We start from the raw sequence: 16,258 nt of genomic DNA, 5'->3' as shown, positions 1-16,258 counted from the left end.
CAAAATCTGAATTGCCTAAGTCCAAAAGACTGATGGAACTGATGATGACCGTTAATCGAAAGCGGCAGTTCAAGGTTCGAGAGCTTGCCGATGAATTCGGGGTGTCCACGCGCACCATCTTGAGAGATCTGCAGGAATTGAGCGAGCTGGGGGTTCCGCTTTATTCGGAAGTAGGCCCGCACGGGGGATATCAAGTAGTAAGAGAAAGGGTTCTGCCGCCTATCGCGTTTACGGAAATGGAGGCGGTGGCGATGTTTTTTGCGGTGCATGCCTTACGTCATTATTCCTCGCTTCCATTCGAAGCGGAGTCGGTTTCTGCGCTGAAAAAATTTTATTTGCATATGCCTGGAGATGTCAGGAATCGCATCGACAGCATGAAAGACCGGCTCGATTTCATTGCACCGACAAGGTGGGGGGATGCTCCATACCTGGCTATTGTGCTGGAAGCCGCTGTGGAGCAAAAGGTACTCGCTATCGAATACGAATCGGATGAGAAAGGGGAAAGCAGCCGTCAGATTCAACCAGTCTTGCTCTATGCCAACCAAGGGTACTGGTATTGCTTGGCGCATTGCTTCCTGCGCCAAGGTTATCGGTTGTTCCGGTGCGACCGGATTCGAACGGCTGTCTACGATACTTCAGGCATAGAGCCGCTTGAGCTTGGCGATATCCATCTTACATGGCGAGAAGAAGAGGAGCCTGTGAAAGACCCCACCCACCTTCGGGCTTATCTGAGTCGCAAAGGCGTGCAACGCTGCGAGGCAGAGATTTGGCTCTCTCTGCAATTGAATGCAGACGGAAGCGGCTTTATTGACAAGGCTGTGTCCCGATCCCATCTTTCCTTTTATGCGGAGTTTTTCATTGGATTAGGAGATGAGGTTATTCTGGATGAGCCGGAGGAATTAAAAGAAGCGATAAGGACGAGACTTTCCGAGCTGTTAGGTCGCTACCAAGGCACGCAATGACTTCGCAATTGTAGTCTAGCTGCCAAGTGAACGAAGGCTGGGATGGTAGCTATAATTGTATCTGCTTACATCCCGCCGATTACCAGCATTATACTGAAAAATAGGCATGTTCTATTTTGCCAGAGTAACACATCCGCTTCACCTACAATATGATGAGTCTAGAAATCTAAAGAGGTGAGCCAATGGCAGTCGTAAAAGCAAGGAAACAGGATATTGATATGTTGGCAAGGTTGCTTCGAGCTGAAGCTGAGACCGAAGGTGAAATGGGCATGCTCCTTGTTGGAAATGTTGGCATTAACCGAATAAGAGCGAATTGCTCCGATTTTAAAGGAATTCGGACAATTCCCCAAATGATCAACCAGCCGCATGCATTCGAAGCGTTGCAACATGGTTTGTACTATCAAAAGTCAAGAGAGAGGGAACGCCGTCTGGCGCAACGTTCTGTGAAAGGGGAGCGGAATTGGCCAGCCAAATTCTCCTTATGGTACTTCCGTCCAGGATCGTTCGAAAATCCCGGACCATGTCCGCCAACTTGGTATAATCAGCCGCTCGTAGGACGATGGAAGAAGCACTGTTTTTATGAGCCGACCGCGAAAGAATGTGTAAATGTATATAATACGTTTTAACTCACAGCCATGTGTCGGGTGACAAGAACTTTATCTCATTTGTGGACGACGAGTCAAATTGTAGATGAGAAATTAAAGTTGGGGTATTGGAACGAATCAGCCCCATAGTCCTCTTTAGTTTAGGGGTTTGCGCGGATCGGGAAATCCACTTGAAAGGAGCAAGGAAGGTAAGGCGACAGGAGTAGTGAGAACTGGATAAAACAGGTTGCATTGATTTGGGATACTGTCAATATTAGTGTTCCAAATCAATGCAACCACTTTAGGTTCACCGGACACTTAATTGCCATGCGTGGCGCACTACCAAAAGATCTCTTCACTACTGAAGAGATCTTTTGGTGTACAACAACTTTTTAATGAAATCACATTACATAATGATGACGGATGAGCGCGTGAATCCACTTGCAAGATACGGATGGTGTCTAATGTCCACCTGTATTGGAAGCCCAGACAGGATACCAGCCCAAGGCCGGATTTTCATTGTTGTACAGTACCAGATTGCCGTCATTTTGCATGATCAGCACATTGCCTCTAAGATTGGCCGGCACATTGTCTGCTCCATACCATGCCTTAGCCCACGCCAGGTTATCCGACGTCCAATAAGGTGTGTTTTGCGGATCTGATATTACCAACTTCCCGCTGAAATAATTAATCTGGAGTTTATGTATTCTCGTGTCTTTAGTCTTGGAGTTCCATAACATCGTTCCTGTCTTGACGTCCCAGAGCTGCGCATCGCCCCAGTTATCAAATTGAAACGAAAACCTGTTATTGTCTGACACTAACCCTCTACCGGCGACATTATACATCGTGTCATAAATCAGCCGATCTCCACTGGCGGAAGTCACAGGGGAAAATGGAATCAAAAACATGAGCATGGTAAGACAAGTTAAAAAGATTTTTTTCATATAACATCCTCTTTTCCTGAACATGTTTTAAGTTACATGTCAAATATATCATATATTTTTCTTTTTTTGGATAAAAATTTAAGAGTCCATACAGGATCAAGAAAATGTCGAAAATAATGATCACCGGCAGCGCTAGCGGCGGTGCAGTATGCGTATTTGCTGCGGCATTGGAAAAAAGGCGAGGTTGAGGCACAAAATGAAAAACTGAATGCCGTTTCCCCGACGAGCTTCACACATTTTGCAGGCAAACGAAAAGCAACTTCCGCCAGTTGGAAGGCTACATGCGAATGCTCGATAATGATCTTGACGAAGTGGTAGAACGCATGGACCAGTTGGAATCCCGGCAGTAGGGGTCTCTGTTCCCAGCGAAGCTGTCATCAAGTGCCAACTAAAATAAAATATAAATAGGGAGAATCAGTAAGGCACTGAAAAGCACCGAAAAGATGACAACGAAGTGACATAGCTCAGTTCGAAGAGCACCTGCCTAGCAAGTAGGGAGTCAGAGTTTCGATCCGACTTGCCTTCGACGTGTTTTTTGCTTTGGGCGGAACCTGGTTATGTAGGGATCGAATGAATTAGCAGGCACACTAATGGCCGTCTCGGAATTTTCTGCTTCCCTTATAAATGCGGAATCTTTTTCCAAATTCATGCAAATCAACTGACGGATCCGTTCTTCGTGAACGGCTACAAGCACGCGATAGTATGGCTTCTTCATTCTCTTTCACCTCGTATTTGAACATCATTGTAACTTGTTTCATAGCCTGACGACGTGGCTCTAAGGAGTTGTTTTCAGAAGGGATACTGGTGTGATGTCTTATTTGGCGTTGAAAAATGACTCGAACGAGTCATACTATTCTGATTGCAGATGACTATGATAGAGTGAAGAGCTTATGGGATGAACTACAATGATGCGGAGGTGCTTGTGGCAATGAGCAAGAACTGGGTAAAGGTAGCATTCTGCATGTTGATTATGGTGATAAGCATGTGGATGGCAGCACCGTTAGCTGTAGCAGCAGAGCACGATCATAATCATGGAACCGCGACTGCCGCCAGCAGCTCAGGATCCGCTTCAGAAACGGTCATTGTCGGAACGATATCCGCTCTGGCAACGACGATTGCGGCTGCAGCTATGATCGTGCGGCTCCGGACCGATGCTTCCAGGCTTAACAAGATGACCGCCATGATGGCGGCCATGACCGTCGGAATGATGACTGGGCTGATTGGAGGAACACTACTCGGAATCTGGTTACAATCCTTGTTCTATGCAACTGTTCTTAGCGTGACGCTCGGAGTTGGCGCGGGAATCCTTGCAGGCCAGGCCTATAGCTGGCTTGCTGCACTCGACGGCATGTTGTCCGGAGTGATGAGCGGAATGATGGGGGCTATGCTTGGTGTCATGATCACGCAGGACCATCCTTTGCTCATGATTCTGTTTATGGACGCTATCATGCTGTTGACTGTTGGAATTCTGTATCAATCTTTGGGACCTCAAGTTCAACCGGAACAACAGACTGAGCACCAAGAACCAGAGGGAGCTGGTTTATAACCTGTGGGTATCCAATGATAGTTGATATTCGACTGACTGATGATGGCTTCCGGCAAGTTGGCAGTCATTTTCTACGAGGTGAGTGCCATTCGATGGCATACACGTTCAAAATTTGTTCATCGATTCCTAGCACTATCGAGTCATTTCAAAGTCAAACACAATAAGTATAATGTAGTCTGAATCCGAAGTAGGTATTCGAAGGGGAGTCTTTATTCAGGAGGTGACATTTTTTATGCGGGGATCATTCCTGCACCCAGGCCATCGATAGGGTGCAGGAGCTTGTGTAATGGTGAATGGGTTACACTCTTATGACATGAAAGGAAAGACAAAATGGAAAAAACGAATTATAACCGTTTTTGGCGGTGGCATTTTTATGCAGCATTATTTATTACACCACTGCTGATTACACTAACATTAAGCGGTATTGGCTATTTGTTCTATACAAATGTAGAAAATAATGTGTATAAGCATGAATTTTTTGGTAAAAGCAGTCAAGCCGAACCATTGACGATCGATCAAGGAATTGAAAAGGCTAAAGAAACCTACGCAGGATATTCTGTTGCAAAAGTAATTATGTTAGCAGATCCGTATAATACACGACTGACGTTGACTAAAGACGGCGTCCAAAAATACATATTCTTGGATAAAAATAACCAAATCGTCGGCAGTCAAAATGCGGAATATACGTTTTCAAATTTCATGAGAGCTCTCCATAGTTCACTGTTTGTAGGTGGAACCGTCGTTAACTACTTGGTGGAACTAGCTGCCTGTTGGGCGGTCTTCCTGCTGTTCTCCGGTATTTATATGACGTTCAAAGAAAGAGCCTTGAAGAAAGAGCCAAGCCCAACGAAGAGGCAAAAGAATCTTAAATGGCATGCGCTCATCGGAACCATCATTACAATTCCAATGATTATCATTATTTTTACCGGGTTGCCCTGGTCGGCATTTATGGGGGATTTCATCTATTCGACAGCTCAAAAGCATCCTTCGATCGGCATTCCATTCTTAAAACAACATCCGCCGACATCGGACATGAACGAAATTCCTTGGGCTACCCGTAAAAATGAAGCCCCAACATCCAGCGAAGCTCATGCTGATCATACTGGTATGGCGCCTATGGATTCAATGTCGAGCCCAAGCAACATGATTACTGTCCAACAGTTGATGAATGAGGTGGAGAAGAATAACATTTCCAAACCATATTCAATCATTTACCCATCCGGTGAAAACGGCGTGTATACGGTTTCCAAAGGAAGCAATACCGGTGTAACAGGCTTAGACGTTAGCCCTTATGAGGAAGTGACGACCTACTTTGATCAATATAACGGTAAATTGATTTCAAAAGTAGGCTATGAGGATTACGGAATTTTAGCGAAATGGTATACTTGGGGAATTCCGCTGCATGAAGGCCACTTATTCGGCTGGCTCAATAAATTAATGAATCTGCTAGTTTGTCTTTCGTTTCTGCTCGTTATTTTTTGGGGCTTTAGAACGTGGTTCATCCGGAAGAAGAAAAATTCCTTGTCAGCACCTCCAAATCTTACAGGCAGGCTGTCGATAGGCTTCATCATTTTTATGGTTGTACTAGGTTGTATGATGCCGTTATTTGGGTTATCGCTCATTTTAGTTATCATGATTGAAATTATTATTTCAAATAAGAATAAATACAAACAGCGGGTATCAACAGTTAGACATTCGCAGTAGCTTGGAACGGGAAGCTTCCCGTTCTTTTTTTGTTTTCAATGAGCAACTTTTTAAACATAGCAATTTGAAAGAAACCATGGCTCATTTTTTATGCTAAACTGTATTGTGTATAAACCTACTAAAACGCTTGAATATTAAGGAGGAAAAAATTATGAATAACAAAATCCAAAAAATCACGCCAAACTTGTGGTTCGATACACAAGCCGAACAGGCGGCAGAGTTGTACACTTCTATTTTTAAAAATTCGAAGATAGGAAGAATCACTCACCATGGCAAAGATAATCACGGGATACCAGAAGGAACAGTAATGACCGTGGAATTTCAATTGGACGGGCAAAAATTCGTAGCCTTGAATGGCGGTCCGTATTTCAAATTCACAGAGGCAATATCATTTATCGTGAACTGTGAAGATCAAGATGAATTGGACTATTTTTGGGAAAAACTCTCCGAAGGCGGAGATGAAAAGGCTCAAAACTGCGGTTGGCTAAAAGATAAGTATGGCGTGTCGTGGCAAATTATTCCTTCCACTCTAACCGAGATGGTAAGCGACCCAGATCCAGAAAAATCAGAAAGAGTTATGAAAGCATTGCTCCAAACGAAGAGTAAAATTGACATAAAAACTTTGATGCAAGCGTATGAGGGATAAAGTGCACTTTGCCGTTACAGACTGGGGGAAGACCGTACCACGAGTCATTGATAACGGAAAACGTTAGTTCAGAATTTACCGCCTTATGATTGATAGAGCGGTTTTTCTTTTGGCCAGAAATCAACAATCAATCACCAACGGGATAAGTCTGTCCATAATTGGGTACTGTCCAAGGTGTCTATGTTGTCACAAACGACACCCGACCGTCATATCGCCCTTTCTATAATGAAGCAAAGTCTTTCAGCATGGCAGTCGGAAAAACATTTATCGATTCATACAAAGCAGCAATTATGGACTTTTTTGGAGTTCCATCACTTGAAGGTATTTTTATAGAAGGCTATGCGGCAACACCAAACAAAGCTGAAGAAATTAAAGCGAATGCCGTTGTGCGTGCAGAAAAGCTCGCACAAACATTTTAAAATATATGCCGTAAGTGATACAAATTTTCACTGGAGAAGCAGAACGGAAGTAAGAGTTGTATCATAGCGGAATTTGCTATGTCGTGCAGGTGGTCGTGGAGAAGATAGAGGCCAATGAAGAATGATCAGGCAGAGGGGAGAACTGTATGAAACTAGCGGCTAGGACTTGTGATGCAGAGAAGGTTGGCATTGGTCATGAGAGTTGCTTGCGTCGAAGACAAGGTCGGTTTATAAAACGTTCTTAAAGTAAGAGGATAGCGCCAGAAAAACAATCCTGCATTATTCCTTATTATATTTTATAATGAGAATGATACTCATTATAGATATCGAGGAAGTGGCTTATGCAGCACAAATTCAAATTAACCCGCATGCACGAATATATGGATCATTTATCGATGGGGCTGGAGAGGAAACTGTCTCGTTCAAGTTGGGGACAACAACTGATCCTTCCGAATGAACTTGGAAATGGCACGATTCACCGAATGGTTATTCGTCCGGGGATGGAAATTTTACTGGAGCGTTTAAGTCTGCATCAAAATCTGAGATTGAGGATCGACCAGGAGTGCCAAGTTTTGGGTTTGGTTTATCGCCTAAGCGGAGAAAGCTACTGTGAATGGAATAATGCCATTTGTACGAACTTATCCGGTCCTGAGAGTACGGTGTTCTTTACCCATCAAACCAAAGTCTATTTGGAGACAAGCTCAGCTATCCAGAACAATGCCATTAAGATTCGAATGAGTCCGGGTATATTGGAGGCGTATTTTGCCGACGGGGAGGAGAATCGCAAACTGCGGCAGATGCTACACTCATATAAAAACACCATTCGCGGTCAAGCTATCTCACCGGCTGTTCAAGCGATTTTGCAGGCGATGTGGACATGTGAATATGACGGGGCGCTAAAGCGATTGTTTATGGAAAGTAAGGTTTTGGAGCTGGTCATTCTCTTTATTCATGAGTTGTCTACATATGATCTGTCGAGCAAAGAATTAACGACACTTCATCGCAATGACTTGGAGAAGCTGCATAACGTTCGCAGAGCGATACTCGAGCATTTGGATCAGCCTCTTTCCATTCAGCAGTTGGCCAAAATAGCAGGAATGGGCACAACAAAACTAAAAGCAGGCTTCCGGACTGTGTTCGACAAAACGATCTTTGAATATGTCCGCGAACAAAGAATGCAAAAAGCGGTATGGCTGCTGGAGACGAATCGGATGAGGGTATGCGATGCGGCAATGGCGGTTGGATACAGCAACCCGAGCCAATTCGCTGCCGCCTTCAGAAAGCAATATGGCTGCAATCCAAGTCAATATGGGCAGCATCTTGAACGATAAAAACGGAATCCCTTACAAACGAAACGGACATGCATCGTCAACTGATGTATGTCCGTTTTGCCGTCCTTAATGGGTTGCCGAGCGTCTTCCTTGGGTAGAGGTGAGCTATGAATGTATGTGATAATCATTATCATTCACAGAAAGGAGCACATAAGGATGGGAGTTAGAAAAGGGTTTATCTTCACATTTATTGTTTTGGCCATAGTGATGCTGACTGGCTGCTCCAAGAATCGGCAGCCATCGCTTAACCAGGAAGAGGCTCGTATATTTAAGCATCCGTTAGGCGAAGTAAGGTTGACCGAAACACCAAAAAGAATCGTGGCATTGGATTTCAGTTATACGGAAGATCTGCTGGCGCTGGGGATTACGCCGGTAGGCGTAGCGGATATTGATTCTCCGACAGGCTTTAACACCATGGTGAATATACAGCCTGGGTTGGGGGCCGAGGTTGTGGATGTCGGAGGCCGGCAGGAACCTAATCTCGAAATCATTGCCGAACTTCAGCCGGATCTCATTTTAACCAATGTGTATTTTGTTCAGAAGAACTATGAGAAGCTAAATGCCATTGCGCCGACCATGGTCTTTGATCCCTATCCGCCGGAAGGGAAGGAGCAGTACGAAGAAATGACGGAAACATTCCGTGTAATTGCAGATATAGTAGGCAAAGGGGATGAAGCCGAGCAGCAACTCAAGGATTTGCAAAAGGTGTATGACGAGGCCAAAGGGAGGCTGAAAGGCGCGAATAAAGCGGGAGCGAATGTTGTGTTCGCACAAATGACACCTGGTCAATCGGGTCCTGCCGTATGGTTGTTCACTGGAAACTCCCAAGGTGCGCGAATCATGAAAGAAATCGGATTACATCACGTCTATCAGCCTCAGATGTTTGAACAACGAGGCGTGACGGTGACAACCGTAGAAGCGTTAATGGATTATCAGGATACTTCCTTGATTTATTTAAACACGGACAGTACAGGCGGACTGCGGAATCAACTGGAAGCCAATGCGTTATGGAACGAATTGGATTTCGTCAAACAGCAGCGTGTCTATGCGATAGATCGTCGGATTTGGGCGTATGGGGGACCAATCAGCGCCAAAGTGCTGGTCGGTGAGGTTGTCAAGGCGTTGACCGGGCAATGAAAGCGAATGTGAAGGCGGTCAGTGTGATAGGAGGAAGCGCCCTGCTTCTGGCGCTGCTCTTTATGTTTCATGTAACTCAGGGACAAGTAGATATCAGCGTATCTGATGTAATGCGTTCTCTTCTACATGCGCAAGGATCGGCTGTTGATCAGGCCATATGGGGGCTGCGTTTGCCGCGGGCGGTTGCGGGCATGCTCTGTGGAGCAGCTTTGGCTGCCAGCGGCGTGTTGCTGCAGACGGTGCTGCGCAATCCGCTCGCTTCTGCGGGCACCCTTGGCATTAATGCGGGAGCTTACTTGGCAGTCGTAGCAGGAACGGTATGGAGTCCTTTTCTGCTTCACCGGTTTCCATTTGTTTTTGCTCTTGCTGGCGGCGTTCTGGCGGCCGGCATGGCTTACGTGCTGGCCGGGGGTTATCGGGCACCACCGATTCGTCTGGTGGTGTCCGGCTTAATTGTCACCTTGTTGCTGTCTTCGTTGACGAATATGATGCAAATTTTGTATTTGGAAGATGCCAGTCACTTGTTCGTGTGGGGCTCGGGTTCCTTGATGCAAAACAATTGGCAAGGCGTTCAGGTCACATGGCACTGGATGGTCATCGGGTTGGCGATTGTTTTTCTTTTCTCCAAATCCCTTGATCTGCTGATGCTTGGTGAGGAGTCAGCGACTTCCCTGGGGCAACGTACGGTTTGGACGAAGGTGGCGTTGTCTGGAATAGCCATTACACTTGCCGCGCTCAGTGCGAGCCTCGCTGGTCCTATCGGGTATATCGGTCTGCTCGCGCCGCATATCATTCGACTGACCGGCATTCGGCGGCACCGTTTGTTGATTCCCGCAAGCGCGATGCTGGGGGCAGGGCTTTTGCTCGTTGCCGATTCGCTGACCTCCATGTTACAGGCGACTTACGGCACGCTTCCTGTCGGAGCTGTGACGGCATTGCTTGGCGGTGCTTGGTTGGTCGTATTCGTAATGCGCGCACAAAAGAAGCGTCAAGGAATTGGCGGATTCGCCGGGACACCCCCGATGTCCGCAACTTCCAGATTCAGAGCGAGTAAAGCGCGAATGTTCACGGCCTATATCCTGCTGAGCTTGGCTTTGCTCGGCGTCACCCTATATGGATGCTTGCGTTCAGGACATTCCATGCTGACCTTCGAAGGGTTTATCCAAGGGTTATTAGGCCAAGGCGAACCATCGATTCATCATCTGGTGTGGCAATTGCGCTTGCCGCGTATGGCTGCTGCCTGGCTTGGCGGCGCGGCACTGGCGGCATCCGGCTTACTGATTCAGAGTGCCGTGCGCAATCCGATGGCCGATCCGTCAGTCATCGGGGTTACGTCCGGCGCAGGTGCGGGGGTGCTGGCCCTGTTGGTTGTATGGCCCTATGCGCCGGGATGGCTGATGGGGATATGTGCATTTACTGGAGCGGTTATCATCTCCATTGTTATTTTCGCGGCTGCTTGGCGAAGCGGTCTGGAGCCCGGAATGTTGCTTCTGGCGGGGATCTGCATATCCGCGGTAGGTACGGCCGTCATTCAAATCCTGGTGCTGCGGACGACAAGCTTTACGGCTGCTTTCATCTGGCTTGCGGGCAGTACGTATGCGCGAGGATGGACAGATACGATTCCATTAGTCATCGTTTCTGCTCTTCTTCTTCCGATCGCCTGGTGGTTGGGGAAGCGCGTGGAATTATTGTCCTTTACCGACGAAGTTTCGACAGGGGTTGGACAACGCGTCAAGCGAGATCGATTGCTGACGGCAAGCCTGGGAGTAGCATTAGCTGCGGTCGTTGTAGCCACCGTAGGCACCGTCGGATTTATCGGATTGCTGGCTCCGCATGCGGCAAGACTGTTGACAGGAACGGCTCATCGCAGAATGATGGGGTTCTCCATGCTGATCGGCGCTTTGCTGCTGACAACGGCCGATGTGGCGGGACGATTGGTTGCTTTGCCGAAAGAAGTTCCTTCGGGATTGATGGTGTCGCTGATTGGAGCGCCATATTTGCTTTATTTGCTGTATCGAAACGGCCGTAGAGTCGGTTAATTGTGATGAAATGTTAATGCGAAATTCAGTTGCTTCCAGATCAATCAACCCTGCATGCCTGACATCGCAGCCTTCTTTTCCCTGCTATTGATAAACGAGGGAGAACCAAGTACAATCGATGAGAATGGTTATCAATTTGATTGTGAAGGAAAGCAGGGTTGACGATGACATCGAACTTTACCGTTACAAATACAACGATACATGATTACTTTGATCAACTGACAGCATGGGTAAATGGCGGTACTCGCCATAGCCATTGGGAGCAAGAACTCTTGTTGCCCGCTCGTATGGGGAGTGGCGCCATCACGCGTATGCGGATTCGGTCCGGAATGGAAATTATCATTTCCGATCTGATCTACGAACAGGATACAAAGATAAGCATTCCGGAAGCCAGCCCGATCTTCGAGTCGAACTATTGCATCAGCGGCGACATCTACTGCGAATGGAACAAGCGGGAAATACAGACGAACGGAAAAACGGGACATATTTGTTTTTTCCGAATTTGGCGAAGTGACGGCCGCATATTCTAATAATTGGCGGATATCGTTTCGACAACTAATAGAATTCTTCTTTAGGTTGATTGCTTATAATGGTATACTGTCACAAAGATCAGCCAGAAAGGGATCGATAACTTGGATTTACTTTTCAAAACGTCCAGCCCTAATCATGAGATATCCGTTTATGACACTACAGAGTTGTACGGTGAAAAAGGCAAGTTTCGAGTGTTGGAGTTTTCCAATAAAGCCATACAAGGTGCTATGGATTTGAATGATCCGGAACGTATCCTATTTGAATATCCGCGAGCTATTATACATCTAATTGAATGTAACACCCCTTCCTTCGAAAACGTATTTATCATCGGTCACGGGATTGGGACGATTGCTGGCCATTTTCCAGAGAAACGATTTAAGGTGGCGGAGCTAGATCACAAGGTGGTGGAGTTAAGTAAGAGGTTTTTTGGATACCGAAAGGATAATGTGAGCATTGGTGATGGCCGACAAATTCTTGAAAGTGAAGATCAACAGGCTTATGATTTTATTGTTTTAGATGCCTTTACTGAAAAGGGAACGCCTCTTCATTTGATCTCTAAAGAATTCTTTGTGATTTGCAGAGAAAAGCTCGATTCTTCGGGATTGATCGTTATGAACTTGTTCGGTAAAGGTGAAAATGACCAGCTCATGAATGCTATTCATACAACGCTAAGCGAGGAATTTGCGTATATCAAAGCATTTTCTCTACCGTCAGAAGGCATCGCCGACATTCAAAATATCATTCTCGTAGGCAGAAATAAGCCGATCGGGTTCCAAGCACGCCAAATGGCAGGCTTCACAGAGATCGAACTCGGGCAAGGGTATATCATTAGGGATAGAGGTCCGCAATGAACATTTTAGTCTTACATCATCTCATTACGCTCTGAGAACTAAACTATCGGGGGACGATAGTTCAAAATAAGGGAGCAGAATGCCACGGGCCGGCAGCTGTTCCTTTTTTATTGAAGTAACGGGGAGTTTAGTTGAATTAGGAATAGATAACAATATTAAAGAAAACTCGCCAAGTTTGCGGCGATACATAGGGCTTTTCTTCATGCAAGCGGGAAATCTGCTTCAAGATTTCGTTCAAGCAACGTCCCCAATCGTTGAGCCATGAAAGAAGGAGGGTGGGGCATTTCATTCTTGAACCACCATTCCACTACCCCTACGATAGCCGCTCCTAAAAATTGAAAATCAACCTCCTCGCCGTTAGTTAAGCCTCGATTACTCCCTTGTGATAAACCATTCTCTTTATTCTTTAACTCTTGGAGGAAAAACGTAAGGAATCGATTACGAAAAAAAGGGCCCCCTTTACTCGCTAGCATCGCGGAGAAAAATAAAGAATGACGCTCAAAATACTCGAACCATAACAACCCCGCATCCACATAATCGGCGTCGTCGCCTGTCGAATCGCAGATTTCCCGCATCTGTTCAATATGTTCTTCGATGAGTTTATCCAGAAGATCAAATTTGTCCATGTAGTGAAGATAGATGGTTCTTCGGCTGACATCTGCCCTGTCGGAAATATCTTGTATCGTAATTTGATCAAATTTTTTTTCAATCATCAGTTCAACAACAGCCATTTTTATGGCTTCTTGAGATTTGCGTATCCTTCGATCCATCGTTGACACCTGAGAAACACCAGCTTTCCTGAAATTAATACATAATTTCAAAAGAATTGTGAACTAATGCACGGAACCTGACTTTTTAATCATTGTAGACTTTTTATTTCTATTTATAATTATACATAGTTGTTACCTAATATTCTAGAGTGCATTATATGCGCATATAAGAGGATGGGTTTAATCATGATCACCAGCGAAAGGAGAACATTTTAATGAAAATTGCAATTATTGGAGCAACAGGGGGAACTGGAAGGAAAGTGATGGAACGAGCACTTGAATTGGGACATGAAGTTGTAGCCGTGGCTCGTCGGCCAGAAGTCATTACCCCCGCAGAGCGGATCAGCACCCGGAAGGGGGATGTATTCGATGCGTCGAGCATGGAAAAAGCCATAGCCGGTACTGAAGCCGTAATCAGTTGCATAGGCCCGCCAAGTAACTTCTCGCCGGATAGCGCCAAGAAGTGGCTTCTGAATATCAGGGCGGCAAAGAATGTTATGGCGGCAAACTTCTCACCGGGCACCGTCATGTCGGAGGGAATCCCGAATATACTTGCGGCCTGTCAGCGAGCTGGCGTTAAGCACCTAGTCATGCAGAGTGGCATTAATTTGAGCGACGGAAAAGAACTTTCTGCTGTCAATCGGTGGGCAGTAGACTTGATGCGCCGAATCTATTGGAAGGCGATCGAGGATAAGGCGATTGCCGAGCATGCAGTAATACGGAGTGATTTGGATTGGGTAATTGTACGAGCGTCAGTGCTTAAATACGCGGATGGCAATCTGAACTATACAGCAGGTCCATGGGCTCGCATCTCTCCACTGCGGCCGCTGCCCTTTGCAGACTGTGCCGACTGCCTTGTGCGGGCGGCGACGAGTGAGCCAGCATGGATCAAGAAGATCGTTAATGTTGGACGATAACATACAGGTGAGAGATAAGAGTCGGGTGAATCTCCGTCCGTTCCATGGCCGTGTCTAAATCGCTCAAAATGTTGACACTACCCCTTTTGAGGCGTTTTTGACGATGTATCGTCGACGACTGAACAAACAAAGAAACCTCCGATCCGGAGGTTATAATAATGAGTTTGACATAATTTGTCTGCTTTAACGATTTTTAGCGTTCCGTTGGCTCTACCCTTATTTTTCTAAGAAATTAATTTAGCGAGTACGAAGGCAATATCGCAATATGATGCACATGATGTGCGCTTTAGCTGGCTCCCGGCTGCTTCTAGCCCTTAGAAAACGCAAAACTCAAAAGGACTTCTTTGATCGACCATAAATTTAGAGAGTCGCCTCGGAAAGCATCCGGCGGTTTTTATTATTTAGTCAATAAAATTCTGCTCATTCAGTTCTTAGCAAACTCTAATAAACCCGGTTGAATCGTTGCCGCGCGTACTTTAACGGACATAGCGGTAAATTTTCGGATATCCTCTCTGTGTTATAGTGATCCCAGGTCAACAAAACACAGGCCATTGAGCCAACAAAGGGAGGATACACACATGAAAAAAGCCAATAAAATGATCGCGACTTTTGCTCTGGGTTTATCCGTCTTCACAGGCGGCGCTATGGCGATCACACCAACAACACATGCCGCTACGGTAACGGCACCGGCGGCCACAACTGCGAATAAGATCATCACTACAGGCGAACGCTATATGGGCACACCATATCGATTTGGTTCAGCGTCGGGAAATACTCGAACTTTTGACTGTTCCTCGTTTACGCAATTTGTGTTTAGACAATATGGTATTAATTTGCCTAGATCGTCCAGCGAGCAATCGCATGTCGGTACGTATGTACCACGTAATCAACTGCAGCCCGGTGACTTGGTATTCTTTTATTCACCGATCCATCACGTAGGTATCTACATCGGTAACGGTAAAGTTCTACAGACTTACGGCAGTCCGGGAGTTACGATCTCGGATATGAGCAAAGGTTGGTGGAGCAATCATTACGCTACGGCACGCCGTGTATTGTAAGAAATAATGAAATCAACGTCACCTTAACGGGTGGCGTTTTTTCTTTGCAGATCATCACGCATAAGAAAGAAGATCCAGAGGTATGATACTTTTAGAACGAGCAGATCCACTGCGCAGAACCGACTCCAAAGGCTAGGAACGTAAGGGACGAGGCTCGTTCTTTTTGAGTTTCCCATGATATTCCATCCCGAAGTTTTAAATATACCTACGTATTCGTCGGAGCCTTGAAGCTGGATATATAGGGGCGTGACCTAGCAGATCAGTAAGGGGTCCCGCCAACAAAACGCGGAAAACGTACGCTAAGCATTCATATTATTTAAAAAGCCTAGATTCCTGTACGTCAATCGAATCCGCATCCACGGCAGCATCTATGACTTGTCGCCATATGAATATATGGAGGCGGTGAAGCAAGGTGCCGTAAAGCCGAAGCAGATAAAGCTGTGATTGGCCGCATGGGTGAAAAATGAAGCAATTTAAAGCAATTCCTTGATTGACATCGAATAAGAGGTTTGCAGAGCTCATCTCAGGTCAATATTTTAAAAATCGAGGGAGCCGCATTCCTGTTAAAATGGTTGGGGCCTCCAAACGTCCGATAACGACAAAGGGTGGTATGACAATCAAGGGAATTTTGTGTCATTTATGTAGAGACAACATATGAGGGGGTTAATCGACTTATAGACATATGTATAAAATACGGGTTTTGTGAAGAAGTTTATATACTATTTTGCTATAAGGGTTTTAACACTATCAAAAGTTCTAATCAAGGCGGCTTAATGTTACATGGATTTACGTATTGGTCTCCTGGATCTCGCTGCTCAA

At 45.8% G+C, this 16,258-nt stretch carries 14 protein-coding genes and 1 pseudogene; 13 read left to right on the top strand and 2 right to left on the bottom strand.

All coding sequences use genetic code 11. The features are described from left to right. Positions 1-11 precede the first annotated feature (11 nt). The gene (locus tag AC3G2T_RS25355) at positions 12-962 is read left to right on the top strand and encodes a helix-turn-helix transcriptional regulator (RefSeq protein ID WP_488437376.1); all 951 of its coding nucleotides are present in this window, start codon (positions 12-14) and stop codon (positions 960-962) included. 182 nt (positions 963-1,144) lie between these two features. Next, complete coding sequence (locus tag AC3G2T_RS25350) at positions 1,145-1,588, top strand: cell wall hydrolase (RefSeq protein ID WP_488437327.1); 444 nt, start codon at positions 1,145-1,147, stop codon at positions 1,586-1,588. 419 nt (positions 1,589-2,007) lie between these two features. On the opposite strand, the gene AC3G2T_RS25345 is transcribed toward AC3G2T_RS25350, so the two are convergent. Next, complete coding sequence (locus AC3G2T_RS25345; protein ID WP_474681023.1) at positions 2,008-2,490, bottom strand: hypothetical protein; 483 nt, start codon at positions 2,488-2,490, stop codon at positions 2,008-2,010. Between the two features lie 895 nt (positions 2,491-3,385). On the opposite strand from AC3G2T_RS25345, the gene AC3G2T_RS25340 reads away from it, so the two are divergent. The 9 genes and pseudogenes from AC3G2T_RS25340 (at position 3,386) to AC3G2T_RS25300 (ending at position 12,694) form a co-directional block, all read left to right on the top strand. Further along, entirely contained in the window at positions 3,386-4,036 is a 651-nt protein-coding gene (locus tag AC3G2T_RS25340) for a hypothetical protein (protein WP_488437326.1), read from the top strand. Positions 4,037-4,366: 330 nt separating this feature from the next. Beyond that, a complete protein-coding gene (locus AC3G2T_RS25335) occupies positions 4,367-5,740 on the top strand; it encodes a PepSY-associated TM helix domain-containing protein (protein ID WP_488437325.1) in 1,374 nt (457 codons plus the stop codon). A gap of 151 nt (positions 5,741-5,891) precedes the next feature. After that, positions 5,892-6,386, top strand: coding sequence for a VOC family protein (locus AC3G2T_RS25330; protein WP_488437324.1), 495 nt, complete (start codon positions 5,892-5,894; stop codon positions 6,384-6,386). Between the two features lie 281 nt (positions 6,387-6,667). Further along, positions 6,668-6,805: pseudogene (locus AC3G2T_RS25325) on the top strand (FMN-dependent NADH-azoreductase); the annotation flags it as partial. 380 nt (positions 6,806-7,185) lie between these two features. After that, the gene (locus AC3G2T_RS25320; RefSeq protein WP_488437323.1) at positions 7,186-8,136 is read left to right on the top strand and encodes a helix-turn-helix domain-containing protein; all 951 of its coding nucleotides are present in this window, start codon (positions 7,186-7,188) and stop codon (positions 8,134-8,136) included. Between the two features lie 156 nt (positions 8,137-8,292). Next, positions 8,293-9,273: an ABC transporter substrate-binding protein gene (locus AC3G2T_RS25315; RefSeq protein ID WP_474681018.1), complete on the top strand. Its 981-nt coding sequence runs from the start codon at positions 8,293-8,295 to the stop codon at positions 9,271-9,273. After that, complete coding sequence (locus tag AC3G2T_RS25310) at positions 9,270-11,312, top strand: iron ABC transporter permease (RefSeq protein ID WP_488437322.1); 2,043 nt, start codon at positions 9,270-9,272, stop codon at positions 11,310-11,312. The genes AC3G2T_RS25315 and AC3G2T_RS25310 overlap by 4 nt, the downstream gene beginning before the upstream one ends. 164 nt (positions 11,313-11,476) lie before the next feature. Then, positions 11,477-11,842 (top strand): hypothetical protein, encoded by a 366-nt coding sequence (locus AC3G2T_RS25305; protein WP_488437321.1) that lies wholly within the window; start codon positions 11,477-11,479, stop codon positions 11,840-11,842. A 102-nt stretch (positions 11,843-11,944) separates the two neighbouring features. Then, positions 11,945-12,694 carry a spermidine synthase gene (locus AC3G2T_RS25300; RefSeq protein WP_474681015.1) on the top strand — a complete coding sequence of 250 codons (750 nt, stop codon included), beginning with the start codon at positions 11,945-11,947 and terminating at the stop codon, positions 12,692-12,694. Positions 12,695-12,894: 200 nt separating this feature from the next. Here AC3G2T_RS25300 and AC3G2T_RS25295 read toward each other — a convergent pair whose 3' ends face one another. Then, entirely contained in the window at positions 12,895-13,473 is a 579-nt protein-coding gene (locus AC3G2T_RS25295; RefSeq protein ID WP_474681014.1) for a TetR/AcrR family transcriptional regulator, read from the bottom strand. Between the two features lie 206 nt (positions 13,474-13,679). Between AC3G2T_RS25295 and AC3G2T_RS25290 the strand changes: the two genes are divergently transcribed. Together AC3G2T_RS25290 and AC3G2T_RS25285 are read left to right on the top strand one after the other, a co-directional pair. Continuing rightward, positions 13,680-14,381 (top strand): NAD(P)-dependent oxidoreductase, encoded by a 702-nt coding sequence (locus AC3G2T_RS25290; protein ID WP_474681013.1) that lies wholly within the window; start codon positions 13,680-13,682, stop codon positions 14,379-14,381. 578 nt (positions 14,382-14,959) lie between these two features. Continuing rightward, positions 14,960-15,439 carry a C40 family peptidase gene (locus tag AC3G2T_RS25285; RefSeq protein WP_474681012.1) on the top strand — a complete coding sequence of 160 codons (480 nt, stop codon included), beginning with the start codon at positions 14,960-14,962 and terminating at the stop codon, positions 15,437-15,439. Positions 15,440-16,258 lie beyond the last annotated feature (819 nt).

The organism is Paenibacillus sp. sgz302191, assembly GCF_057749925.1.
Note: the sequence above shows the minus strand (reverse complement) of the source record. Positions and strands in the feature narration are given on the sequence as shown.